19 protein-coding genes and 1 pseudogene are annotated in these 25638 nt (G+C 60.8%); 7 read left to right on the top strand and 13 right to left on the bottom strand.

Annotated features, from left to right (window positions below; all coding sequences use genetic code 11):
• Window positions 1–68: 68 nt before the first annotated feature.
• From ACSE4D_RS15725 to argC, 6 genes are read right to left on the bottom strand one after another with little or no spacing between them, the layout of a single operon-like run.
• Entirely contained in the window at window positions 69–608 is a 540-nt protein-coding gene (locus tag ACSE4D_RS15725; RefSeq protein ID WP_436326237.1) for an arginine repressor, read from the bottom strand.
• Window positions 605–1525, bottom strand: coding sequence for an ornithine carbamoyltransferase (gene argF, locus ACSE4D_RS15720; RefSeq protein WP_436326236.1), 921 nt, complete (start codon window positions 1523–1525; stop codon window positions 605–607). Before argF ends, ACSE4D_RS15725 begins: the two co-directional genes overlap by 4 nt.
• Before the next feature lie 28 nt (window positions 1526–1553).
• Complete coding sequence (locus tag ACSE4D_RS15715) at window positions 1554–2771, bottom strand: acetylornithine transaminase (protein WP_436326235.1); 1218 nt, start codon at window positions 2769–2771, stop codon at window positions 1554–1556.
• Window positions 2764–3768, bottom strand: a complete 1005-nt coding sequence (argB, locus tag ACSE4D_RS15710) for an acetylglutamate kinase (protein ID WP_436326234.1) — start codon at window positions 3766–3768, stop codon at window positions 2764–2766. Before argB ends, ACSE4D_RS15715 begins: the two co-directional genes overlap by 8 nt.
• Window positions 3765–4943: a bifunctional glutamate N-acetyltransferase/amino-acid acetyltransferase ArgJ gene (gene argJ / locus ACSE4D_RS15705; RefSeq protein WP_436326233.1), complete on the bottom strand. Its 1179-nt coding sequence runs from the start codon at window positions 4941–4943 to the stop codon at window positions 3765–3767. The genes argB and argJ overlap by 4 nt, the downstream gene beginning before the upstream one ends.
• Entirely contained in the window at window positions 4940–6049 is a 1110-nt protein-coding gene (gene argC, locus ACSE4D_RS15700) for an N-acetyl-gamma-glutamyl-phosphate reductase (protein ID WP_436326232.1), read from the bottom strand. The genes argJ and argC overlap by 4 nt, the downstream gene beginning before the upstream one ends.
• A gap of 44 nt (window positions 6050–6093) precedes the next feature.
• Here argC and ACSE4D_RS15695 point away from each other — a divergent pair, with 44 nt between their 5' ends.
• Window positions 6094–7068: a quinone oxidoreductase family protein gene (locus ACSE4D_RS15695; RefSeq protein WP_436326231.1), complete on the top strand. Its 975-nt coding sequence runs from the start codon at window positions 6094–6096 to the stop codon at window positions 7066–7068.
• Window positions 7069–7222: 154 nt separating this feature from the next.
• Here ACSE4D_RS15695 and ACSE4D_RS15690 read toward each other — a convergent pair whose 3' ends face one another.
• The gene (locus ACSE4D_RS15690) at window positions 7223–8698 is read right to left on the bottom strand and encodes a P-loop ATPase, Sll1717 family (protein ID WP_436326230.1); all 1476 of its coding nucleotides are present in this window, start codon (window positions 8696–8698) and stop codon (window positions 7223–7225) included.
• A gap of 473 nt (window positions 8699–9171) precedes the next feature.
• The gene (locus tag ACSE4D_RS15685) at window positions 9172–10482 is read right to left on the bottom strand and encodes an ISL3 family transposase (RefSeq protein ID WP_436326229.1); all 1311 of its coding nucleotides are present in this window, start codon (window positions 10480–10482) and stop codon (window positions 9172–9174) included.
• 327 nt (window positions 10483–10809) lie between these two features.
• On the opposite strand from ACSE4D_RS15685, the pseudogene ACSE4D_RS15680 reads away from it, so the two are divergent.
• Window positions 10810–10965 (top strand): annotated as a pseudogene (locus tag ACSE4D_RS15680) (transposase); the annotation flags it as partial.
• Complete coding sequence (locus tag ACSE4D_RS15675; protein WP_436326228.1) at window positions 10920–11336, top strand: DDE-type integrase/transposase/recombinase; 417 nt, start codon at window positions 10920–10922, stop codon at window positions 11334–11336. The pseudogene ACSE4D_RS15680 and the gene ACSE4D_RS15675, both read left to right, overlap by 46 nt.
• A gap of 350 nt (window positions 11337–11686) precedes the next feature.
• Here ACSE4D_RS15675 and ACSE4D_RS15670 read toward each other — a convergent pair whose 3' ends face one another.
• A complete protein-coding gene (locus ACSE4D_RS15670) occupies window positions 11687–14212 on the bottom strand; it encodes a DEAD/DEAH box helicase (protein ID WP_436326227.1) in 2526 nt (841 codons plus the stop codon).
• Window positions 14209–16056, bottom strand: coding sequence for a site-specific DNA-methyltransferase (locus ACSE4D_RS15665; RefSeq protein ID WP_436326226.1), 1848 nt, complete (start codon window positions 16054–16056; stop codon window positions 14209–14211). The genes ACSE4D_RS15670 and ACSE4D_RS15665 overlap by 4 nt, the downstream gene beginning before the upstream one ends.
• Before the next feature lie 211 nt (window positions 16057–16267).
• Between ACSE4D_RS15665 and ACSE4D_RS15660 the strand changes: the two genes are divergently transcribed.
• Both ACSE4D_RS15660 and ACSE4D_RS15655 read left to right on the top strand, forming a co-directional pair.
• Entirely contained in the window at window positions 16268–17557 is a 1290-nt protein-coding gene (locus ACSE4D_RS15660) for a hypothetical protein (RefSeq protein WP_436326225.1), read from the top strand.
• A 736-nt stretch (window positions 17558–18293) separates the two neighbouring features.
• The gene (locus ACSE4D_RS15655; protein WP_436326224.1) at window positions 18294–18650 is read left to right on the top strand and encodes a DUF6994 family protein; all 357 of its coding nucleotides are present in this window, start codon (window positions 18294–18296) and stop codon (window positions 18648–18650) included.
• 3 nt (window positions 18651–18653) lie between these two features.
• On the opposite strand, the gene ACSE4D_RS15650 is transcribed toward ACSE4D_RS15655, so the two are convergent.
• Genes ACSE4D_RS15650 through dgoD form a run of 3 tightly spaced genes read right to left on the bottom strand, consistent with a single transcriptional unit; the run spans window position 18654 to window position 22354 of the window.
• Entirely contained in the window at window positions 18654–19958 is a 1305-nt protein-coding gene (locus tag ACSE4D_RS15650) for an MFS transporter (protein ID WP_436326223.1), read from the bottom strand.
• Complete coding sequence (locus ACSE4D_RS15645; protein WP_436326222.1) at window positions 19955–21289, bottom strand: MFS transporter; 1335 nt, start codon at window positions 21287–21289, stop codon at window positions 19955–19957. Before ACSE4D_RS15645 ends, ACSE4D_RS15650 begins: the two co-directional genes overlap by 4 nt.
• A 36-nt stretch (window positions 21290–21325) precedes the next feature.
• Complete coding sequence (gene dgoD, locus ACSE4D_RS15640) at window positions 21326–22354, bottom strand: galactonate dehydratase (protein ID WP_436326221.1); 1029 nt, start codon at window positions 22352–22354, stop codon at window positions 21326–21328.
• A 182-nt stretch (window positions 22355–22536) separates the two neighbouring features.
• On the opposite strand from dgoD, the gene ACSE4D_RS15635 reads away from it, so the two are divergent.
• On the top strand, window positions 22537–23937 hold the full coding sequence (locus ACSE4D_RS15635; protein WP_436326220.1) for an MFS transporter: 1401 nt from the start codon (window positions 22537–22539) through the stop codon (window positions 23935–23937).
• A gap of 98 nt (window positions 23938–24035) precedes the next feature.
• A complete protein-coding gene (locus ACSE4D_RS15630) occupies window positions 24036–25592 on the top strand; it encodes an FGGY-family carbohydrate kinase (RefSeq protein WP_436326219.1) in 1557 nt (518 codons plus the stop codon).
• The last annotated feature ends 46 nt before the right edge of the window (window positions 25593–25638 follow it).

Genomic DNA, 25638 nt, shown 5'->3' with positions numbered 1-25638 from the left:
TGTCGCAGGATTTCCTCGGTCCGATCATCGCCGAGGCGGCTCATCGACCCAGCGTGAGCGCGGATTCCTCACCCGTCGACGAGTCCGCCGGCCGCGTATTCGAGGAATGTCTCGGCCAGGGCCGCTCCCCCGACGGCCGCGTCGGCGATGACGAGGACCGTGTCGTCGCCGGCCAGGGTCCCGAAGATCCCGACCATCGAGGAGCGGTCGATCGCCGAGGCGAGATACTGTGCGGCCCCGGGCGGGGTGCGCAGCACAACCGTGTTGTCCTGCGAGACCGCGGAGACGAGGAGTTCCTCGAGGATCCGGGGCAGCTTCGCATCGAGGCTGTCCCCCGTCGACTGCTGCAGGGAGCGGTCCCCGCCCTCGCCGGGGACGGCGTACACGGATCCGGCGGTGGACCGGATCTTCACGGCGCCCACCTCGGCGAGGTCGCGCGACAGGGTCGCCTGCGTGACGGTGATGCCCATCGTCGCGAGTGCCTCGGCGAGTTCGATCTGGGATCGCACGGATTGGCGGGTGATGAGGTCGATGATCTTCTGCTGCCGAGCGGTCTTCGTCAGCGGTGCGCTGTTGCCGCCGGCATTCGCGTTCGTGTCGGTCATCATCGCTCCAGGAGGAATGCCATGAGCGCCTTCTGCGCGTGGAGGCGGTTCTCGGCTTCATCGAAGACCACCGAGGCGGGGCCGTCGATGACCTCGGCCGTGACTTCTTTGCCGCGGTAGGCGGGCAGGCAGTGGAGGAAGATCGGATCATTGCCGGCCTCCATGAGTTCCTGGCTGACCTGGAACTTCATAAACGGTGAGGCTTCGTCGTCGCGTCCGGCCGAATCCTGGCCCATCGACACCCAGGTGTCGGTGACGAGGACGTCGGCGCCGGCCGCGGCGGCCACCGGGTCGTCGGTGACGGTCAGCGACCCGCCAGTCTGCGCGGCGAGGGCCTCGGCTTCGGCGACGATCGCAGCGTCGGGCTGGAAGCCGGCGGGGGCTGCGATGCGCACGTGCATTCCGGCGTTGACTCCGCCGAGGGCGTAGGAGTTGGCCATGTTGTTCGCCCCGTCGCCGAAGTAGCTCATCGTCTGCCCCTTCACGTCCCCGCGGTGTTCGCGGATGGTGAGCAGGTCGGCGAGTATCTGGCAGGGGTGGAAGTCATCGGACAGCGAGTTGATGACGGGCACGGAGGAGTTCTCGGCCATCTCTTCGAGTCCGGCTTGGGAGAAGGTGCGCCAGATGATCGTCGAGACCATGCGCGACATCACCTGGGCGGTGTCGGCGATCGATTCCTTGTGGCCGAGCTGCGCCTCACCGGGGTTGATGATGAGCGGCTGCCCGCCGAGAGCGGCGATGCCAGCGGCGAAGGACACGCGGGTCCGGGTGGAGGTCTTGTCGAAGATGACGGCGGCGGTCTGTGGTCCGGCCAGCGGGGTGCGCGAGTAGGGGGCGGACTTGAGTTCGGCGGCGAGGTCGAGGACGTGCGTCTGCTCAGCGGGGCTGAGATCCGTGTCCTTGAGGAAGTGGCGTGTCATGGGGTGTCCTTCGGAGATGGGGTGGGGCTCAGCCGGCGATGAGGCCGGGCAGGGCCGCGATGAACGGGGCAAGTTCGTCAGTGATGATCGTCAGCGGCGGGGCCAGCCGCAGGCGTCCGGGGGCGACGGGATTGATGATGAACCCGGCCTCGAGCGCGCGGGCGGCCACGGCCTTCGAGTCCGGGACCTGACCGTCGGCACCGGCCGTGAGTTCGAGCCCGAGGAGCAGTCCCTTGCCGGTGATCGTCCCGACGCCGTCGACCTTCGCCAGTTCGGTCTGGAGCCAGTCGCTGACCTCGGCGACGTGGTCGAGAAGCTTCTCGTTCTCGATGGTCTCGAGGACTGCGAGTCCGGCGGCGCAGGCCAGCGGGTTGCCGCCGAAGGTCGTGCCGTGCTGCCCGGCTTCGAGCAGTTTGGTGTTCGCATCGCCGAACGTGATGGTGGCACCGATCGGCATGCCGCCGCCGAGGCCCTTCGCCGAGGTGATGATGTCCGGGACGATGCCCTCGCCGATCTCGGGATCCTGATGAGCGAACCAGGACCCGGTGCGGCCGATGCCTGACTGCACTTCGTCCAGGATCATGAGTGCCCCGACCTTCGTCGTCAGTTCCCGCACGGCGGTGAGGTAGCCGGCCGGATGGGTCCGGACCCCGACCTCGCCTTGGACGGGTTCGATGAACACGGCGGCGGTGTTCTCATTGATGGCGGCGGCCAGCGCCTCGACATCCCCGTAGGGGACGTGGACGACTCCGGGCACTCCGGGGGCGAAGGGGGCGCGGTAGGCTTCCTTCGCCGTCAGCGCCAGCGCTCCCATCGTGCGGCCGTGGAAGGCGCCGTCGATCGCGATGATGAAGGGGCGTCCCCCGCCGGCGGCGCGGCGAGCCATCTTGAAGGCCGCCTCGTTGGCTTCGGTTCCCGAGTTCGAGAAGAACACGGCGGATCCGGCCGGCAGGTCGAGGACCTCGTGGAGTTTCTCGGCCAGGCCGATCTGGGCCGGGGAGGTGAAGAAGTTCGAGATGTGCCCGAGCGTGTTCGCCTGCTCGGTGATCGCGTTGACCCAGGCGGGGTGGCTGTGGCCGAGTGCGTTGACGGCGATGCCGGCGAGCAGGTCGAGGTACTTCTGGCCCGAGGCGTCCCAGACATACGAGCCTTCGCCGCGGACGAGGTCGAGCTGCGGGGATCCGAAGACCGGGGACAGGACGCGGGAGAAGTCGTCCCGCCAGGTCTGGGCTGGTGTCTCACTCATCGTTCTCGTCCTCCTTGAGTGCTTCGTGGCCTTCGACTTTGTGTCCGTCGCCCAAGGGTGCGGGTTCGACGACGGTGTCTTCGACCATGGTGCCGATGCCCTCGGAGGTGAAGACCTCGAGCAGCAGCGAGTGCGCCATCCGGCCGTCGATGATGTGGGCCTGCTGCACCCCGTGTTCGATGGCCTCGAGTGCTGCGGTCATCTTCGGGATCATGCCTGCGTCGAGGCTGGGCAGCAGTTCGCGCAGCTTGGCCGCTCCGATCCGCGAAATCAGTGAAGAGGTGTCGGGCCAGTTCGCGTAGAGGCCGGGCACGTCGGTGAGCATGATGAGTTTGTCGGCTTTGAGTGCCTTGGCCACCGCAGAGGCGGCGAGGTCGGCGTTGATATTGAGCGGTTTGCCGGCCTCCCCGCCGATCTCCGAGGCGATCGAGCAGATGACGGGCACCCGCCCGGCATCGAGGAGTTCGGTGAGCACGGTGGTGTTCACCTCGGCGATCTCGCCCACCCGGCCGAGGTCGATGACTTCACCGTCGGCCTCGGCGTGGGTCTTGTTCGCCAGCAGCAGGTCCGCGTCCTCACCGGACAGGCCGATGGCGGCGTTGCCGTTCTGGTTGATGCGGGAGACGATATCGCGGTTGACCTGGCCGGACAGCACCATGCGGATGACCTCGGCGGCTTCCGGGGTGGTCACGCGCTGCCCGGCTTTGAACTCGGACTCGATGCCCAAGCGGGCCAGCATGGCCGAGATCTGGGGCCCGCCGCCGTGGACGACGACGGGGCGGATGCCGGCGAAGCGGAGGAAGGCGATGTCATCGGCGAAGGACTGCTGCAGCTCCGGGGAGATCATCGCGTTGCCGCCGTATTTGATGACGATCGTGGCGCCGGTGAAGGTCTTGATCCACGGCAGCGCTTCGGTCAGGGCTTCGGCCTTGACCTGGGCGGCGGCGAGCCGGGCGGCCGTGGACTTCGTGGACATGTCGTGGGGGTTGTTGCTCATGTGGAGTAGGCGCTGTTCTCTTCGACGTAATCGTGGGTGAGGTCCGAGGTCCAGACCGTGGCGGTGTGGTCGCCGGCGTGGAGGTCGATGACGACGTCGACGTTGCGGTCGAATTCGACCTTCTCCGGGTCTTCATAGGGTCCGGAGGCTTGGCAGACCTGCGTGCCGTTGATCGTCACGTCGATGAGCGTGGGATCGAAGGTCGCCGAGGTGGTTCCCACCTGGGCGACGACGCGACCCCAGTTCGGGTCCTGACCGAAGATCGCAGCCTTGAACAGGGCCGAGCGTGACACCGAACGGGAGACCTCGACGGCATCGGCTTCGCTGGCCGCGCCCTGCGTGGTGATCGCAATGTCGTGATGGGCGCCTTCGGCGTCGACGTGGAGCTGGTGCATGAGGTCGAGGCAGACCTCGCCGAGGAGGCGCGTGAACTCCTCCGTGTCGACTTCGGCGTCGTGGGCGCCGGAGGACATGAGGATGACGGTGTCGTTCGTCGACATGCATCCGTCGGTGTCGAGGCGGTCGAAGCTGCGGTTCGTCGAGGCCCGCAGCGCCTGGTCGAGCACGGTCTGGTCGACCTTCGCATCGGTGGTGATGACGACGAGCATGGTGGCCAGTCCCGGGGCGAGCATGCCCGCGCCCTTGGCCATGCCGCCGATCGTGTACCCGGTGGAGCCTTCGCGGGTCGCGGTCTTGGCGACGGTGTCGGTGGTCATGATCGCCTCGGCGGCGTGGGCGCCGGCGTCGACGGTGTCCTCGGCGGCGGCCACGAGTGCCGGGAGGTTGTCGACGATGGCATCGCGGAAGTCCTGACCGCCGACGCCGATGAGTCCGGTCGAGCAGACCAGGATGTCGTCGGCCTGGGTGTCGGTGCCGGTCTCGGTGAGCAGTTCGGCGGTGGTCTGGGCGGTCAGGGTGGTCGTCTCGTATCCGAAGTCACCGGTGTAGCAGTTCGCTCCCCCGGAGTTGAGGACGACGGCGCGGGCCTGACCGTTCGCCGAAGCTTTCTGGGACCACAGCACGGGGTTGGCCTTGCAGCGGTTCGAGGTGTAAACGGCGGCGACGGCGGTGTCGGGGCCGGTGTTGATCACGAGTGAGAGGTCTTTGGCTCCGCTGGGTTTGAGTCCGGCGGTCAGTCCTGCGGCCGTGAAGCCCAGTGGTGCGGTCACGCTCATGGGGCGACTCCTTCAAGGGGAAGTGCGGTGGCCTCGTCGAGGCCAAGGGCGAGGTGGATGGACTGGAGTGCCTGGCCGGCGGTGCCGCGGACGAGGTTGTCCAGGGCCACGACGACGAGGATTGTGCCGGCGCGTTCATCGACGGTGAACTGGAGGTGCGCCATATTCGAGCCGGTGGTCGCCGAGGTGCGCGGCCACTGTCCTTCGGGCAGGACGCGGACGAAGGGCTCGTCAGCGTAGGCCTGTTCGAAGGCCCGGGCCAGCTGGTCCTCCAGCGCCGCGGCGTCGAGGAGACCTTCGGCGGTCTTCGGCGCGGACTCCCCCGGACTGGCGGTGATGGTGGCGAGGATCCCCCGGGCCATGGGCACCAGTGTCGGGGTGAAGGAGATTCGGGTCGGGCCTTCGGCGGCGTCGGCGCCGAGGACGCCGTTGAGGTTCTGTTCGATCTCGGGCACGTGCCGGTGCGTCCCACCCGTGCCGTAGGGCGAGGCGTCGCCGAGGACCTCGGCGGCGGTGAGGTGCGGCTTGAGCGCCTTTCCGGCTCCCGAGACGCCGTTGGCCAGGACTGCGTTGAGGCCGGCGGGTGCGGCGAGTCCGGCTTGGATGAGTGGCGCGAGGCCGAGGGTCACGGCGGTGACATTGCAGCCGGGCACGGCGATGCGCTGCGCATCTTTGAGGTCGTCGCGCTGCTTCGTGCCGTCGGCGGTGAGCAGTTCGGGCAGCCCGTAGGTCCAGGTGCCTTGGTGGTCGGAGCCGTAGAACTTCTCCCAGGCGGTCGCGCTGATGAGCCGGTGGTCGGCGGCGAGGTCGACGATGAGCGTTTCGGGGCTCGTGGATTCGAGTTCGGCGGAGATCTTTCCGGACTGTCCGTGGGGCAGGGCGAGGACGACGACGTCGTGGCCGGTGAGCACCTCGGCGGTGGACTCTTGGACCACGAAGTCGGAATATCGGGCAAGATGGGGTTGATGTCGGCCGAGCTTCTCACCCGCGGAGGAATGTCCGCACACCGTGGTGACGTTGAGATGAGGGTGAGTGCTCAGCAGCCGGAGGACCTCTCCCCCGGCGTATCCGGTAGCACCGGAGACGGCAACCGTAAGATCATTCATATGTATAACTATACCAGCCCATTAAATTATATGCAGGAGGCGTCATGACCCAGGTAGTACGAGCGATGCACGCAGGTGGACCCGAGGTCCTCGAATTCTCCGAGGTCGACACCCCTGTTGCCGGGCCCGGTGAGGTACTCGTCGACGTCGAGGCCGCGGGTGTGAACTTCATCGATACGTACCGTCGCTCGGGCGTGTACCCGATGGACTACCCGCATATCGTCGGGTCGGAGGGCACGGGTCGCATCGCCGCTGTCGGCGAGGGCGTGGAGAGCTTCTCTGCCGGTGACCGCGTCGCTTGGCACGAGGGCCCGGGCTCGTACGCGACTCAGGTCGTCGTGAATACCGACAATCTGCTCCGCGTGCCCGAGGGCGTGTCTGCCGAGGTGGCTGCAGCGATGCCGCTCCAGGGTCTGACCGCTCAGTACCTGGCGACGAGTTCACATGAGATCAAGCCGGGCCACACCGCCCTCGTCCATGCCGGGGCCGGCGGGGTCGGACTGCTGCTCACTCAGATCATCAAGCACTTGGGCGGCAATGTCATCTCGACAGTGAGCACCGAGGAGAAGGCGGAGCTCGCCCGCAAGGCCGGAGCCGATGAGGTGTTCCTCTACGGCGAGGGCGTCAACATCACGGCGAAGGTCAAGGAGCTGACCGACGGCGAGGGCGTCGACGTCGCCTACGACGGCGTCGGCAAGGACACGTTCGATGCATCGTTGGCGTCGCTCAAGCCGTTGGGGTCGATGGTGCTCTTCGGTGGGGCCTCGGGTCAGGTGCCGCCCTTCGACATTCAGCGCTTGAACTCCTCGGGCGGAATCTTCCTGTCCCGTCCATCCCTGGCGTGGTTCGTTCGCTCGTCGGAGGAGCTGGCAAAGCGTTCGGCGATGCTCTTCAACGGTATCGAGAAGGGCTGGCTCAACTTCCGCGTCGGCGCCACGTTTGCTCTGGCCGATGCTGCGGATGCGCACCGTGCTCTTGAGGGGAGGAAGACGACTGGCAAAGTTGTGTTGACGGCCTGACCTAGCGACCAGGCTTAGCCCGTCTGCGCAAGGCGAGCCTGCCGACTCCACAAAGGGGTCGGCAGGCCATACCGCAATCACTAAGTCCGCCAAGCACAAAAATTGGAGAACCTAGGATTTCAGAGATTCCTAATAGCCAACAATCGCCAACGACTTATCGGACCAGGCCTAGCGCCTCTTTGAAGCCAGGATGAACACGATACGAATCTGCCAACGGGTCGAATCTTGCGCGTGAGTCTTTGTATCGCCAAACATACTCAGAGCCGCCCCCTCTTCCTCCTGGCTTCAAGTAGCTGATGATCGAAAACGCAAATAGGTCGCTCAGCGCTTTTTCTGGATCAGCTGAAAGATTCGCCCGCTTCTCGTATGATGATATAAACGATTGTTTAGTGAATTTTTCAGCGCCAAGTGTTTTTACGACCTCCAAATATTCACTGTATTCCGGCACATGCTTGGCGATTTCATCCTCAATTTCGTTCAGTAAATAGTCAGAATAAGACTTTCTGGCGGAATGGACTGCGTCATTTTCAATCAAGCCATAAGCCCCCTGAGATTTGTATGAATTTAGAATTTCGTTACAAAATTTAATCATATCCCTGGGCCGAAGCAGTGTACGATCAAGGATGTGGGAATACTTCAATTGACGCCCCGGCATAGCTTTACTCTCGTCAAACACATCTCCCCAGACCACATGAGTTGCTGCCGCTTCACCCCGAGGAAGCAACTCGCTGAACCTGCGCTCCATCACATCCTTTAGAGTCAGACCCCCACTATTTTCCGCCCAGTTTATAGAGGTTGAATAGTTTTCAGTAATTTTGTTCTTATCTTCAAATCTCAGATCTTGAAAAATATCATCTCGCAAAAAAACCGTCGGATTCAATTGAATTCCGCTATCCCGAGACGATACAAATAGATCCCTTGCCGCGATAAGCAGACCGATAAGACGACGCGAATATTGGGTATCTCCAGCAACAAAGCCTAGGTCCAGTTCATCAAAACATACAAAGTATTTAACACAAGGATTCAATATGCGAAAAATGTGCTTTTGAATCTCTCGATTAACCTCCTGTATATGAGGAGGAAGATTTTGAACCTTAACGACCTCGCCTTCTATCTTAACTACACTCAAGTCCATTCCGCCGCGTAGTTTCAATTCTTTGTCTGGACTGAAGAGCTGATGCATGTCTGGACTTCGAGACCCATAGGAATCCACCAAGAAGTTCTCAATTACCTGCATAGAATCGAAAGCTTCGTCACTCCAGGGTTGCGATGAGTCGTCATTTAGCAACATTTTTGCGAGGCCAATCAATATCAAGTATTTCCAACTATGGGCATATCTACGCTCCTCTGGAACTCCGGTCGATGCCTGGAGATCATGATGATGCCAAGGATAGTCATCAAACGTGTGGCCTAAGGCCACCATGTCTTGAACCTTCTCTGTGACCAGCTTCTTGTATATTGCTGTTTTGCCTGACCCCTTCTTTCCAAGGACTAAAAATGCCTCCATATCACGCACCGAGACATAGGAGTCGTGGTTTTGAAAACAAGTACGCAAAAGATTGTCAGCATCCGCATCGATGCCTCCAAAATTACGTATAGACTGTAACTCATTACTTAGCTCATAACTCATAGTTACATAATACAGCAAAAGTGATCATTCACAGGAGTTTGGGCCGCCGTATTTCTTCGTAGGACCCGAATGAGATCCGGTCATTGGCACTGGTGTGGCTGGTTCTCCCCTTCTTTGATGATCCTGGAGCCGCGAGCCCGGAACGCGCGTTGACGGCTGATAGGGGCTCGGCCCAGCACTGTTGAGGTCCCGTCGTAACGTGGGCGCCGGCATCGGGTGTCATGAGAACCAACGACCATAGAACTGATGGTCCAGGAGGGCTGTCATGAACACCGAATGCGACGTCTGGTTAGGCCTCGACGTCGGTAACATGGACGCGGCCTCAACCCAGCAGGTGAGCGGGCTTTTGATCACGGACTCTCGCAAAACGACGCCGCGCTTCGTGACCTGATTACGACTCTGCAGGACGAACACGGTCGAGGGCTCGTGAATCGTCCCGCGGATAGTAGAGGCGGCGAGACTGGTAAAGGGGCTCATCGCAATTGAGAGTGTAGAACCGGTCTGAAACCACCGGACTCGAACAGGCACCTGGCGATGTAATGCGTGAGGTTGCGAAACCCGAGTGCTGATCCCCGAAGGTGCTCGAGCCGTCCGTTGATCGATTCGGTGGGCCCGTTCGAAGTACCTGGTCGGGTGAAGAACGCGAGCACATCAGCAGCTCGACGCTTCAAAGTTCGTCCCAACCGTTTGAGCTCAATGAGCTCTGTGGGCAGGTTCGTCGTCAGGGCGTCGATGACCGCTTGCAGGAGCCTCTTGCCCTCGTTGCGGTCGGCACTGCGATAGGCGCTGACGATGTCTTGGTAGACGGCCCAGGTGACTTCGACTTCGGTGAAGTTGGGGTCGGCGAAGAGGCCTGCGATCCGCTCTTGCTGTTTGGTCGTGAGCAGGCTGCTACCCGTGTGCAGAGTCCTCCTCGCCCGATAGAGCGGATCCTTCGCCCGGCCACGATGCCCGGTGGTCTCCTGCTGAATGCGACGGCGGACTTCGTCGAGAGCATCACCGGCGAGCTTAACGACGTGGAACGGGTCCATGACTTCCACAGCCCCGGGCAGTTCCTCAACTGAGGCTGTTTTGAAGCCGGAGAATCCGTCCATCGCGACGACGTCGATGCCATCACGCCAGTCTTTCGGTCGGGCTTTCAACCATTGTTTGAACACCTGCTTCGAGCGGCCGGGCACCATGTCGAGCAGACGTGCCGGGCCTGCCCCCTGGCTGGTCGGGGTGAGATCGATGATGACGGTGACGTACTTGTCACCACGCCGAGTGTGCCGCCATACGTGTTCGTCGACGCCAATGATGGACACACCATCGAACCGGGTCGGGTCATTGATCAATAGTCGTTGACCTTCAGCGAGGACGGCGGAGTTCGCGGTGTGCCAGGACACGGCGAGCTTCGCAGCGATCACGGACACGGTGTCGTGATCGATGACGAGGGCACGCAGCGCCCAGTCGAGGCCCGTGCGCGAGATCTTCGCTCGTGGTGGTGCCGCAGCAGTGGTGTCTTGCCGCCATACGCGGCCGCACTCGACGCATTTGTAACGGCGGAGGCGAATATGAAGCGTGGTCGGTCGGTGGCCGAAAGGCTCGTGGGCGAGACGGCGGACGACGGTGTCGCGGACGATCCCGTGCCCACCACACCGTCGGCACCAGTCATCGGCGGTGTTGGGCCGGCATTCCAGAATGGCTTTGTGTCCGGTGACATGCTGGCCAATACAGGTGAGGTCGAGGGAGTCGAGTCGGCAGAATGTCGTGAGGTCAGGGGTTGAGAAAGTAGGCTTGGCCACGTCGAGGTCTTTCGGATGGACTGTGTGAGAACTTCCATCATCGGAAGACCTCGGCGTCTATCCGGGCAGCGACTCGCCGTGTCCTGGAATCACAGATCTACACTCTCAATTGCGAAGAGCCGGTAAAGGCCTCGGCTTCCTGCGCGGCGGAGCTCGACCGCCCATCCAAGTCGTCGTCGCCTTCATCGATGATAATCGCGAGAAGGGAGGAACCGAGCCAATCGTGTGCGCCCTGTCCGTGATTGCTGCGGAAATTGCAGTGAGAGCTCCTACTAGGCGGTGAAGATGAGTTAACCATTGACCAGGGCCCGACGGGAATAAGCACTGATGGTTGTGAGTCACGATGTCTATGAGGCGAACAACTCCTGCTACGGACAGAGGTTGATCTGGAAGGCGATCAACCGCAAATACGCCGACCAGTTCGGACCTATTGCTCGGTGTACGGTGCACCGGTTGATGTGTCAGTTGGGATACGACGGGATCCGGCGGAAGCGGTTGCATCCGAAAGCTGCTTCTGCCGGGCTGAAGAGTGGCCGGACGATCTCGTCAAACGCGAGTACACAGCAACGGGCCCGAACTGCGTTCGGTCCGCCGATATTACATGTGTCCCCACCGCGGTTGGGCGGTTGTACACGACATCCATCTTTGATGTGTTCCACCGGGAGATCGTCGACTGGCAGGTGACGAACCATACGCGGAAGTCTCTGGCCGGGGGCGCTCTGACGATGGCTTTAGCGGCAAAGTATCGGGACGGCGAAGACGCGTCGGAGCTTGTCCACCACAGCGACCAAGGCGTTCACGGTCGATTCGCTATGGTGAGAGCCGCGCAGAGTCAGAGGTCGTGGCGTCTGTGAGGTCGCGTTGGGACTCGTATGATTGCGCCGCAGCCGAGGCTCTGAATTCGGCCTATAATGCCGAACTCATCGGCCGGAAAGTGTGGTCGGGGTTGATCGAGGTGATAGCGGAGACGCCGAAGTGAGTAGCCCGGTACAACCAGACCCGGCTACGTTCAGCGAACGGCTACCGACCGCCTATCGAGGTTCTTTCAGAATGGAGCAATCTATCCACGACTGAACCCACGGCTGCTTAAGAAACTAAGAAAAGGAGCCGTTACTACTCCCGTTGTTTGATAAGTCATTAACCGTAAAGGGGCCACTCGTTACCACGCGTCGGAGAGGCCAGTGGCGTAGTCGGGTCGGGCAAGTCAGAACTTCTGCGTTTTGACGGGGTTTAGGCTGGTGATGAGGTCGTCCCATGAGTCGGCTGCTGTGACATCGGATTCGAATGCGATCGCATAGCCCCAGTACTGGCCGGCGAAGGTGTCGTCGATGCTCATTTTGCCAATGAGCTTTTCTGTGGCTTCGCGTTTGGCGGCCACGATGGCGTCGGTGTCCTGATCGTCGGCTTTGCCCTCGATGATCCAGTGGTAATCGTCTGTGTCGAGGGCGAGGAAGTCGGGACGGTAGTCGTTGGCCGGGGTGTAGGCGATGGTGGCTCGGTCGCTAGCATAGAGGCGTTTCCACCACGTGATCGACGGTGAGCGGTCGAGCATGTTGGCGATGCGGTACTCGGTCGAGTAGGAGTCGAACGATGCGGCGGTGAACAGTCCGCGTTTCCACGGCCCGTAGTGGCGGTGGGGGCGGAAGTCGGCTGAGGTGGCGCCGGCGGGCAGACGATCGAGGATCGTTTCGTTCTCAGCCAGAGAGTAACTGGTTGTAGCCGGCAGCGGCACGGGTTGGATGACGGTGGTGTCTCCGAACTTGCGCCGGTGGGCTTTGGCCGCGTCGTCGATTAGGGTGCGCAGTTTGCTTCGGGCCGAGCTCAGAGCTTTGACCGACCATTCAGTGATGCCGGTGTCGCGAACGAATTGGGGAACGTAGAGGACTTCGAGGGCTTTGACATTGTTCGGCGTGGCGTCGAAGTTGCTCATAGCTAGGACTTCACTGACGAGTCCTTCTCGGGCTTCGTCTGCTGAGATGCGGATGGAGTCGACGGCAACGTCTTCATCGCTGAGCGTGCGCAGTCGCCGGCTGGTGAAGGTGATCTCTTCTCGGTGAAGGATGGCCCGTGAGTCGGAGACGCCCTCGGCGGCTTTCGTGATGTCTGAGGTGTGGAGTGCGTCAGTGAGATCGAGTGCCCGGTCGATGGGGCGGATGACCGACGTGGGGAAATGGATGCTGACGTTTCCGTGGGACGGGTTCATGGTCACGGTTTCGATGTTCGGAGGTGGGGTGTTTGAGCTGATGCCGGAGTCGTCGAACTCGTAGACACCGATGCCTCCGGTGCTCGTGGTGGTCTCGGTTGTCGTTCCGCCGGGGAGGGCGATGGGCTGGTCGTCGCCTGCGGTCTCGTCGCCGACCGGCTGAGTTTCAGTATCGGCGGTGACGTCCGCTGCTGTCGTGTCGGTGCCTCCTGGGTGCGGCGGTGGTGTTGGAGTGGTTTCGCCAGTGCCGCGGGTCTCTTTGTCGATGGCATCGAGTCCGAATTCGCGCAGCACGTTCTCGCTCTTCAACGCTTTGCGGAATGATTCGTGGGTGATGATGTCTAGCTGGTCGACGTGGCCGACGCCGGTGATCTCACCGAACGGCAACCTCAGTCCGCGTCCGAGAGTTTGTTGGGTGAGGACTTCGGAGGCCATTGCCCGCAGTGTCACCATGACGGCGACGTTTCTGACATCCCAGCCCTCTTTGAGCTTGTTGACGCTGACGACGCAGCGCACGGGTGATTTCACGGAATCGATGTCGGTGAGCTGTCGGATGGTATCTGCGTCGTTGTGTTCGTTGTCGACTTGGAGGACGGCGGCGTGGGAGGAGAAGAATCCGGGGCCGCGGAGCTGTGCGGTCACATCGGTGGCATGTGCGACATCGGCGCATTGGACGTAGAGGACTGGTGAGATGGCCTGTTTGTCCGGATTCGCGGCGAGGTAGGTGGCGAATGCCTGCTCCTTGACGCGCAGAAGTGCCAGGGCGTCGCGCAACTGCTGTTCTTCCTCGTGTTCGCCGTAGCCACCGCGCCGGAATGCCAGCACCGGGCGTTTGACGTATTTGTCTTTAATGGCTTCGCGCAGTGTGTACCGGTATCGCACATCGTCGTTGTAGTCGTCTGCCGAGGCGGTGAGCCCGATGATCGCGGCAGGGGTCAGGCCCATGATGCCTTCGTTGAATGCTTTGGCTCTCAGGGAGTAGAGGTGGTGTTCGTCGGCGAGGACGATGAGGTCTTTCTTCTCAGTGAGATATCGCTTGATGTTGCCGCCGAGTTCGCGTTCGCTGGGCATCTTCGTGGCGTTGTTCAGCAGCTGGTGAACGTTGACGATGAAGAGCTGGATCGGGTCGAGATGGGAGTCGAACGGAACCGTGTTACCGTTCTGTGAGCGGAATAGGTCGTATGTCTCGGGGGTGATAACTCGCGGGGCGGGCTGTCCGCCGTCGATGTATTTGCGGTTGCCGGGGGTGAAGTTGGCGACGGTTTTGGCCTGCACGATGGTCGAGGGTGTGACGATGATGGTGTCGGTGTGCCCCATGGTGCGCAAATATTCGACGATGGCGGCCATGATGTAGGTTTTGCCGACGGCGGTTGCCAGTGACAGAACGATGGGTCGGTGGGGGTCGATGTCACCGGCCAGGGCAGCGATCCCCTCACCGAATGCCAGTCGGTTCGGTGTGCGCAGGTTGAAACGGGATGAGATCTCTTCGATGAGGTCTTCGTCGTAGGTGAAGTTGCTCATGGTCATCGGTCGTCGTCCTCCATCACGGTGAACAGGTCGTGGGGAATGTGAAGTATGCGTGATCCGCGGCGTGCTTTGCGCACGGCGGCCCTTGCTCCGTCGAGGACGACGGTGGAGGCGATGGTCATGGTGTCTCTGTCATCTAAGTGGGCTGCTACTTCGGTGACGAACTCGGTATCAACGGGCGTGCGGGTGACGAGCAGCCGGCTGCGACCGGAGATGCCGTGGAAGTATTCGCCGGGTGTCAGCCGATACCCGCAGTGGGCAGCGACGGCACCGATGAGTGTGTTGATGTTCTCGGCGGCTTCGGTGAGGGTGACGATGCCCAGTTCCAAGTTGTAGTCGAAGCAGACCGGCGACAGGTGTGCGGTACGGAACCCTCCCCCGCCGCGCCAGTTGATGAGGGTGGGAACCAGTTCTGTAGCCAGCCGTTCCCGGATGGAGCTGAGCTCGTCCACTCCGATGAGTGTGGAGTCCGATTTGTGGGCTTTGGCCAGAAGACGCGTCAGTGTGTGCGCGTCTTCGGGAGATATGCTCTCGGGAAGCGTGACCCCTTCGACGGGAACTCGGTCTTTCTTCACCGAAGTGATTCCATCGGGGTCTTCATTGGCGATGACTTTGCGCAGTCGTGGCAGAGTGAACTCATCGAATACATGGTCTTGGAGCTCACTGGCTACCCAACGTCTGCCCATCTTCTGAGCCACGGCTGCGGTCGTCCCCGATCCCGCAAATACGTCGAGCACCAGATCGCCAGGGTCTGTTGCAATGTGGATGATTCTTTCCAAGAGTCGTTCCGGTTTTGGTGTGTCGAACAGCTTCGGAGAATCGGGGAACATCCGTCGCAGGTGATCGCGTTTCGCCTCCTGATTGCTGCCCACTTCCGAGTTCGTCCACCAAGTGTTCGGGACGACGCCCTCTACGACGTTCGACAGATAGGTTTTGATCACCGGAAGACTGTCGCCGTTAACGCCGAACCATACTCTCTTCTCTTCACGAGCTTTCGCCAATGTCTCCTGGGTGAAGCGCCAATAGTTGCCCGCGGGCGGTGTGACTATCCGCCCCGATGGTGTCGTGACCTCGAAGCGCAAGGTGTCGTTGCCGCTCTTGGCTGTACCGTCCGCTCCTTGGCGCCACGGGCCTCTGGGATCTCCGTCGGGATTTGAGTATCGTCCAAGCTGCTTGGTCGATCGGGGCAGCTTGTTGCGCACCAACTTCCAATCCGGAGAGTGGGGAGCATAGATGTGGATGTAGTCGTGGCTGGCGGCGATGTCTGTGTCACCCTTTGACCCTGGCGACTTCTCCCAAACAACCGTTCCCTTGAACGATGCGGGGCCGAAGATCTCGTCGAGCAGTACGCGCATCCGATGGCATTCATTGTCATCGAGATGAACCCAGATGGAACCGTCTGCGGAGAGCATTGTCTTCAGATTCTCGAGCCGGTCGCGCATCATCGTAAGCCAGACAGAATGCTCGAGGTTGTCGTCATAGTGTGCGAACGCATCACCGGTGTTGAACGGTGGGTCGATGTAAATGCACTTCACCTGACCGGCGTATTTGACTTTGAGTTCGGGGACCCGGGTGAGAGCTTCGAGTACGTCGCCGGATTCTCCCCTGATGAGCAGATTGTCAGTCTGAGGCGGGAGGTCTGCGCGCCCGCTGTAGTCCAGTGAATCGTCCTTCGGTGACTGCTGCCCGGTGTATTCGTCGTCGATGATGAGGCGGCGAGTCTCACAGTAGCGGGGGTCGGTGGGCTGCACCCACGTGTACCCGTACTTGCCGTGCTCGGTGGGGATGAGCGCTCGATTTTTGTTGTACCAAGTCAGTTCGAGCTGCTGGGGTCGTCTGGGCACCGTCGTCCTCACATCGGTCGTTTGATCTTCAGGGATCAGATTAGCCGGTATGAAGGCTCCATTGGTCGAGGTGACTACTTGTGTCGCCGCCGTGTGCCATGATCTGAATGAGCGTGTTCGTGTTTATGAGCAGAAAGTGTTGTGCGATGTTTCGGTGGTGCGTCCGTCCCTGTTTGAGTGGTGAGGTTGCCAAGGACGGCGAAGTCCAACCATGAAGCAGAAGGCTGATCGTCGCGCCGAACGGTATCGCCGGATGCTCATGCAGGCACCGGTTGCCTATACGGTCGTTAAATCTTGGGTCGACAGCACAAGAAGAGTCGCCCCCACAGAGGCAGACGGGATGGTCACCGCGCATGTGCGAACGGTCTGCTCACCGCGGACTTTCGGGGCGTGGGCGCACGCATTCTCGAAGCTGCCTGCTCATGAAGTCGAGCCGTTCATCTCCCACGCCATCCGCACCGCCTATTTGCAGGCAACGTGGACGCAATCGGTGGTCGGGATCATCGAAGCTCTCGGTTTTGAGAAGGAGCCGCGGCTGCCCAGCGGGATCTGGTCGGCTGGTGTGATGTCACCGCCGGTGATGGCTGCGATCGCCGATGCAGTGTTGTCGGCCTCCCCTGACCGGAATGTCGTAGGTCGTTGGCGCCGAGCATTGGTGCTGATCACCCGCACTGACCTGGCATCGGTCATCGACGAGCGGCAGAAGCTTCTTCCGAGGGTCAACCGGCGTGCGCGTGAGTTGAATGCTGCACCCTCTCCTGAGGTCTTCCCCGCCTCGGCACCGAAACCAAAGGCATCCCCGGCACTTGCTCAGCCGGCACCGGTGAAGCAGACCCAGCCGAAGAAGAGAAAGAAGAAACCGCCACAGTCGGCAAGTCCGCCGTTGAAGCCGGTGGCCGCGGTAGTCGTCCGGTCCAGGGAGTGCCCCGACGTTGAGGCGTATCTGGCCGAGTCGGGTAAGCGGAATCTCACTGTGGAGACGGTCTTCCTTGCCACGGCGTTGACGTATCGCCCGCAATGGCGGTTGCTGTTTGAGCAGCCGGTGTCGGTGAAGATCAGTTCCCGTCGCCGGTCGCTGAGTGCGGTGACGGCAACGATGGGCCGTGATTCCATCGCTTTGCGATTTGCGACTACGGGTGGCCGCCCGGTGGCACCGACGTTCGTAAATGTCGATTTCAGGCAGCGCACGTATGCCACCGGTAATGCTTCCCATGTTGCGCTTGTCCTGCTCGACCTGCTTTTTGCCCATGAGGGTCGGCTGACGGCTTCGCAGGCGGTCGGTGATGAGAAGTTCGCCGCTGACCGGCTGGCTCCAGATGGGCAGGGGCCTGCGGCGGTGTATCGACTCTCAGATCGGCCTCGATGGGTCGATGGCGGCTGTTCGGGGCAGCTGGTGACCCACGGTGCGGCGGGTTCGCGTAGACCGCATGATGTGCGCGGCTACCGACAGACTCGGGATGGGAAGACTTACTGGGTTGGCCCGTACCACCGGTCGTCGTAGTGTCTCAGGTGTCGCTGCTGCCTTATCTGCGTGCGAGGAACGAGCTGATCCAATTGCTTGCCTCGAATTCGGCATCGGCGGCCTCACCGCGCTAGGAGTAGAGACCGTAAACAATCTGCCGATGACGAGGGTGTTGTCCTCAGTTTGGGAGCTCTGCCAGTAGTGGGCGGCCGGCTGCATCGTCTGTACAGATCGATGAGCGTTTCGATCTGCTGTTGCATCGGGGCGATTGCCTCGGGTGCTGACAGTTAGCCGGGGCCGACGGTGGGGTCTCTTCTTCGAGGTCGAGTCGAATCCAGTTCCATCGCTTCGTGTAGTGCCGCTCCGGATGTATCTGTCGGTCGGTGCGGTCCAACCAACTCCGGAAGCAGTTCTTGGCGGCTTCGGCGGTGTGACGGTGAGCGATTCACCGGAAAGTAGGCGCGGTCGCCGCTCGCCTGTTTGTGGTGAACGGTTGCAACGGAGGCAATGGCGCGGCAGTGACGAGTCCCAAATCGACGCTGAGACTGTAGCCAGCGGTGTCTTCGATGCTATCGAAATCACTGAAAGACCGATGAGAAGACCTAGCTTCTCTAGGTACCAAGTCGCGGGCAATTCGTTCTGTCCTGTGATGCGAACGTAACAAGGCTGAAGGACCGTGTCACCGAGCTCTTGACTAAGATTTCGCCGGAACCGATGCCGCCTGACCTCGGCTATATGATCGGCAGCGCGACTAACTTTCCCAAAAATTATTTTGATGGAGTACCCACAATCAACGGTGCACAGGATCCACCCGCGCTTCGCCGACCGCTTCGACCTCACTCTTGAATGTATCCGCCGTCGCTTCCGTGGCGAAGCGAGCCCATTGGCAGAGGCACTGCAGAGATACGCCGACTTCTTCGCATTGTTCGCGAGCTTTAAGGAGTACGTCGAGTTCTTCCTCCTCGACGACCTCCTGAACAGCGCTACTTCGCAGATCAGATTTCTTCACCGTTTCGATAGCCTCTCGACCCCGGCTGTGCCGAAGACTCCATGCGACCTCATCGACTATCTGCAGGCGAACAATGAGTTCATTGAAGTCCGCAACCGTCGGACCGCCCGAAGCCTGCAGTAATACCTACTCCTTGACGCGCTCTACCTTCCCGACGAGGAACACGTATGACAGCACGCCCACGATCGTGATCGCAGCCATGTAGACAAAGGCTGGCGCAAAGTCGATGTCAGTGACGAGGAACCCGATGACGATCGGAGTGGCGATCGAGGACAGGTTGCCGATGAAGTTGAACATGCCACCGGTCAGGCCCAGCAACCGTTCCGGCGCCAACGCAGACACGAGCGACCAGGTGATCGAGGCGAAACCATTGCCAAAGAACGCGATCGACATGAACACGATGACCAGAGCCGACGAGTCCGTGTAGTTGGCGCCGAGCATGAACACTGTCATCGCCAGGCCGATGATGATCGGCATCTTCCGGGCCGTACCCAGTGACAGCCCCTTCTTCACCATGAAATCGGACACCCACCCTGAGAGCAGCACACCGACAAGTGCCGCGATGAACGGCAGCGAGGCCATGAAGCCCGACTCGATGTAGTCCATTCCGCGGTAGTCGACGAGGTATGTCGGGAACCACGTGAGGAAGAACCACAGCGTCGAAGTTAGGCAGAACTGGCCAAGATAGATACCCCAGAGCTTCCGGCGCGACAGCACGACTTTCACGTCCGACCACTTGAGCTTCGGCTTCGTGTCCTTCGAGGCACCGGAATCAACATCGACGAGTCCCCCGCCCGAGGCGATGAGGTCGATCTCAGCCTGGTTGACGCCCGCCTTGTCGCGCGGCTCCCGGTAGACGAACCACCAGATCGCGGCCCAAATGATACCGACGACACCGGTGAGGATGAACACCCAGTGCCAGGTGAGCACCGTCTGCAGCCACGACAGCACCGGGGTGAGCAGTGCGAGGCCGATGAACTGCCCGGACGTGTAGAAGGCGATGACTCGTCCGCGTTCACGCTCGGGAAACCACGCGGTGGCGACCTTATTGTTGATGGGATAGGCCGGAGCTTCGAAGCCGCCGACCATGAGTCTGAGGATGATGAGGGCGAAAAATCCGCCGGACATTCCCATGAACAGTGTCGCCAAGGACCATAACACCAGACACGAGGCATAGAGCACGCGCGGTCGCACGCGGTCGACGAGCCACCCGCCGGGCAGCTGCATTGCGGCATAGGTCCAGCCGAACGCTGAGAGCAGCAGTCCTTGCTGTCCTGGGGTGAGGTCAAACTCCTGAGAAAGAGCCGGCATCGCGATGGATAGGTTGGCCCGGTCCATGTAGTTGATGACGACGGTGATGAAGAGCAGAACCGCGATGATATAGCGGATCCGTGTGGGGCGAGTAGTGACTGCAGTGTCGAGCTTCGTCATGACGTGGAGACTCCATTTTCTGGTGAGCTGCCGGCCACCCGGATCGGGGCACGCAGCAGGAGCAGGTAGGCGATTCCCGCAATCACTGCAACGGCGGCGCCGAGGACGAAGGGAACTAGGTATGAGTCGGTGGTCGTCACCAAGACTCCTGTGAGCCAGGGTGAGAGCGAACCAGCGAAGTAGCCGCCGAAGTTCTGGATAGATCCCAGTGAGGCGACGCGACTGCCGGTGACCACGTCTGCAGGAATTGACCATCCCACGGCACTCAATGCTCCGCAGAAGAACAGTGCGAGACTCATCGCCGACAGTTGGAGAACGAAGTGGCCGGTAGTGACTCCGACGAGAACCGAGCAGACGGCGAGTGCAACGCCGTAGATCGCAGCGATCTGTCGCTTACAGACAAGAGGAGCCAATTGGTCCCGTATCCGCGAATACTTCGTTGTGAACCAGCCGCCGAGGATACCGCCGACGCCTCCGACCGCGAAGGGAATCGCCGTGTACCACCCCAGCGCGGCGTCGGCGACCGAGTAGATGTCGTTGAGCATGAGCGGCAGAAAGGTCACGAAGATGTTCAGAGTCCACACCACTGCGACGAACCCCAACACCATGGCCCAGGTTTGGGGCTTGGTGAAGAGCTTCAACCACGGGATGTGGCCGGTTGGGGCGTTGTCGTCTTCCTCTCGGGCGCGGATGTGCTCGAGTTCAGCCGCCGAGACTCTGCGGTCGTGCTCCGGGGAACGGTAGAAGACCCAGAAACCCACTGCCACGATGACACCGAGCACACCGAGGATGACGAACATGGCCCGCCATCCGAACCCGAGGATGAGGAAGGTGAGGATCGGAGGTGCTACGGCGGGTCCCCATTTGCTTCCGGAATCGTAGACGCCGACCGCGGCCCCGCGCTCTCGGGGTGGGAACCACTCAGCGACGATCTTCGCCGAGGTGGGTGATACCGGGGCCTCGAAGACTCCGAGCAGGACTCGTGACACCATGAAATGCCACATGTGGTGGCCGAAAGCCATCAGGGAAGTGGCGATCGACCAGAACCCCAGGGCCATGACGTACACGGGCTTCGCTCCGAGCCGATCGGTCAGCCATCCGCCAGGGAGCTGAAAGAACGCGTACGTCAATGAGAACGCGGTACCCAACAGACCGATGTCGGCGGCGGTCAGCCCGAGTTCGTCGATCATGTGCGGGGCTGCGATCGACAGTGATGATCGATCCATGTAGTTGATCATCATCGCTGCGAGCAGCCACCCGAGAATCCACCACCGGGCTCGTCCCGGCGAGGCTACGCGTCGCGAAACTGTAGTTTCAATCTTTGAGCTCATCGTTGAACACCCTTCTCTCCTACCGATTCCCTCGTGTCACCACTCCGCGAATGAGCCGTCGATGTGGCGCCAGATCGGGTTGCGCCACCGGTGCCCCTCAGCGGAGCGCTCGATGACGTACTCTTCGTTGACCTCGATGCCAAGGCCGGGGCCACACGGGATGTCGATCATGCCGTCGTCGTAGTTGAAAACCGACGGGTCAGTCACGTAGTCGAGCAGGTCGTTGCTCGTGTTGTAGTGAATGCCCAGACTCTGCTCCTGGATAAAGGCGTTGTAGCTGCCGGCATCGACCTGCAGACAGGAGGCGAGCGCGATCGGCCCAAGAGGGCAGTGCAGCGCGAGCGCCACATCGTAGGCTTCGGCCATCATCGCAATCTTCCGCGTCTCGGTGATGCCGCCGGCGTGGGAGACGTCCGGTTGGATGATGTCGACTGCGCCGGAAGCGATCACCTCGCGGAAGTCCCACCGGGAGAACAGCCTCTCCCCAAGCGCGATCGGCGTCGGGGTGTTCGCCATGACGTCACGCAGGGAGCCGAAGTGTTCGGACAGGACCGGTTCTTCGATGAAGAGCAGCCGGTAGGGTTCGAGTTCCTTGATGAGGACCTTAGCCATCGGTTTGTGCACTCGACCATGGAAGTCGACGCCGATGCCGAAGTCCTCACCGGTAGCCTCCCGAATCGCCTGGACGTTCTCGATGACCTGGTCGACCTTGGTAAAGGAGTCGATGAACTGCAGTTTCTCGGTGGCGTTCATCTTCACAGCGGTGAAGCCGCGGTTCTTCGTCTCGAGTGCGGCGGCTGCGGTGTCCCCTGGACGATCTCCGCCGATCCACGAATACGTGCGGATCCGATCCCGGACCTTCCCACCGAGCAGCTGATGCACCGGCTGGCCGAGTGTCTTGCCCTTGATGTCCCACAGCGCCTGATCGATTCCGGAGATCGCACTCATGAGAATGGGGCCACCGCGGTAGAAGCCACCGCGGTACATGATCGTCCACAGGTCCTCGATGTTCGCAGGGTCCTTGCCGATGAGCAGGTCGGCAAATTCGTCGACCCCGGCCGCCACGTGTGGCCCGGTCCTCAACGGTCAACTCACGCTGTGTGGTTTACACCTCAAACATTCTGGGCTATTGTCTGCTCCTGTAGGGCAAGAATCTTAGACCTCCTACTGTGTGGGTCGGATTCTGTCCTTTTCTATTTCCTCTGTCCTTGTCCGACCCCGCTGGAGGTCCGACAAGGAGGTCACCCATGGAAGTAAAGATTCGCGGAGTCGGCGATGTTGCCGAGTTCATTGATGCACGCCCCGGTATCCGTGGTCGGGCAAGTATTATTTGGTGGCTGCTGCTGGGCGGCCTGTTCCTCGAGGCGCTAGCCAACGTGGCGATGAGCGCAGGACTTGATCCGATGACGGATGATCTGAGCCTGAGCGCCGGGCAAGTCGCAATGCTCACTTCGTTGTCGTCCTGGGTAGCCCTTCTCTTCAATCCGATCGGAGGTGCCATCGCGGATCGCATCGGCCGAGTTCCGCCTCTCATTGCAGCAAAAGCCCTGGCAGTCCTCGGAGCGGTGCTGGCCTGCACAGCAGCAGGAGTCTTCCAGGTCGCCTTCGGACGTGTGTTCGTCGGGATGGCATATGGAATCGACTTCGCGATTGCCATGGCAATGCTCGCCGAGTTTACTCCGAGGAAGTTCTCGGCCCGCCTCAACACCTGGCAGGGGATCTGGTACACGGCAGTTTCATTGAACCTGATCTTCGCTATCGTCTTCTTCCAGATGGGAACCGGCGACTCGATCTGGCGGTATCTGCTTGGTACCTGCGGTGTTGTCGCACTGGTCCTGCTCATTCTGCAATCCTGCTATCTCGTCGAATCACCGACGTGGCAGGCCCGCAAGAATCGTTTGGCGGGAGCCGCTCGGTCGATGTCGAAGATCTATGGACAGCGCTTCGTTGCCGCAGAATCCCCGATCGGGGAGCTGCAGGGTCCACCGACCGCAAACCGCGGTCTGAAGAACCTGAAATTGATTTTCCGCGGCAGATACCTTCCGCGAACGATCCTCGCGGCCACGGTTCAGCTCGTTCAATCGATTCAGTATTTCGGAGTAGGTTGGTACCTTCCGATCATCGCCGTTGCTCTTTTCGGTTCCGATTTCATCTTCAACACGGTCGGCACACTGGTGTTCAACGTTTTCGGCATCATCGGCGGATTCGCGTCGGCCTGGCTGTCAGCGAAGATCGGACAACGAATTGCTTCGAAGTGGGGCTTCCTCATCGTCTTCATCGTCTTGGTCATCTTCGGATTTGCCTACGACAGCCTGCCTCTTTGGCTGGGTTTCGCACTTCCTTCGCTGTTCATTCTGTGCCATTCCATTGGCCCCGCTGCCAACGGTAAGAGCCTGTCGTCTCTGTCGTTCCGATCGGAGATCCGCGCAACGGCGAACGGTTTTATCGGTGCCATAGGTTCATTCGGCGCTGCGCTGGGATTGTTGATCTTCCCTCTGCTTCAAGAGGCATTTGGGCTGGGACCGACATTCTTGATTGTCGCGGTCTTCCCGCTCGCAGCCTTCATTGTGTGCTCCGTGATCAGTTGGGAACCGACCCGAGCCGAGGTACACGTCGATGAAGAGACCGACGCCCCGCAGTTCGTGTAGGAGTTCAAAGTTCAATCGTCGTTCCCAAAGAAGCATTTACCGTTGTCCCCTGGCCTGGGGTCTGCTCCCCAGGCCAGGCTCGAGAGTTAGGTCAGATCTTGGCAAGTAAGCCGAAACTACGCGGAATTCTCGCTATCGACGAGGGCACAACAGGTACACGTGCTGCCATCGTCACGGAGGCCGGAGACATTCCATTCCTCTCCTACCGTCAGCTGGAGACGTTCAACCCTAATCCCGGCATTGTCGAGCAATCTTTTGAGCAGTTGTGGAATGCGACTCTCGAAGTCCTTCGCGAGGCTTATGAGCGTGCAGGAGAACTCGGAATCACTCCGGTAGCTGTCGCCATCGCCACTCAGCGAGCAACTGCCAGTCTGTGGGATACAGCCACCGGCCGGCCATTCGGGAAAGGCATGGTCTGGCAGGACACTCGGCACTCAGAGCGCTTAGGACAGCTGTCCGGCCTCTGGGACACGAAGCTGCGTGAGAAAACCGGACGCCCGGCCGGCGTTCGTTCTCCCTATCTCTGGGCTGCCGAACGCCTCGCAACAGAACCCGAAATTGCGGCGGCGTACGACCGCGGCACGCTGATGTTCGGAACCGTGGATACATGGCTGGCTTGGAATCTCAGCGGCGGCCGAAGTCACATCACCTCGCCGACGAATGTGGCTGCCTGCGGCGGATACGACCTGGACTCTGGTTCGTATCTCTTAGAATGGATCACCGAGCTGGGACTCCCGCAAGAACTACTCGCATCGATTTGTGACGACGGAGGCCATGACTTGGGGGTGCTCGACCTCAGCATCCTCGGCGTAGAACTCCCGATCCGCGCTCTGATCGGCGACCAACACGGGGCAATTCTCGGCCTAGGGTGCTTCGAGCCACAGCAGTCGACCTGTATCCACGGAACCGGAAGTTTCGTCGATCAGATTCTCAGTGGGCGCATGGTCTTAGGGACCGATCTTCCCGATGCGGTTACTGGCACAATCGCTTGGCATAGGGGACAAACCGTCCACGCCGTCGAAAATTTCACCTCAGCAACCGGCTCCGCGCTCGGGTGGTTGTGCCGACAGCTAAAAATGTTCTCCGACCCTGCCGAAGTATCCGAATTTGCGAGCCGACAAACCCTTTGGTCAGAGACCGTGCCGCGATTCATTCCGGCACTGACGGGAATACGGCTTCCTGTCATCGACACTCGCGTTCGGGCGTCCATCACTGGGATGAGCTTGGCAACCACTCGCGAACAAATTGCGGTGGGAATGCTTGAAGGGATTGCCCAGTGCGTCGCCCAAAGCGTCGATGCCAACGCCACAGCGGCCGGAGCCCGGCCCCACCAGATCTTCGTCGGCGGAGGTCTGTCGCAGTCGGATCCGCTCTTACAGATGCAAGCCGACCTGACGGGAGTGCCAATGCTCAGATACCCGAATACTGATAAGGCCACCGTGCGTGGAGCTTCATACTTAGCCGGGGTCAATCTCTTCTGGGATTCCTTGGATGAGGCAGCTCTGACAATGGGACGACCCGAGGTGTTTGAACCGAAGCTCTCCGATTCGTTGGCCGCCGATTACACAAGCAGCTGGCGGGACGCTGTTCTTACCGAAAAGAGAGCTCTAGACGAGGCCCGGCCCTCGAAATTCCAACAATCCGCACCAGCTTAGACCTCGACTATCCAGCCAGTGCGGCCCTACCCACCTGTAACGCATC

The sequence above is a fragment of the Brevibacterium sp. FAM 27836 genome (assembly GCF_051351055.1).
Classification (GTDB): domain Bacteria; phylum Actinomycetota; class Actinomycetes; order Actinomycetales; family Brevibacteriaceae; genus Brevibacterium.
The sequence above is the reverse complement of the archived record's forward strand: the minus strand, read 5'-3'. Positions and strand labels throughout refer to the sequence as shown.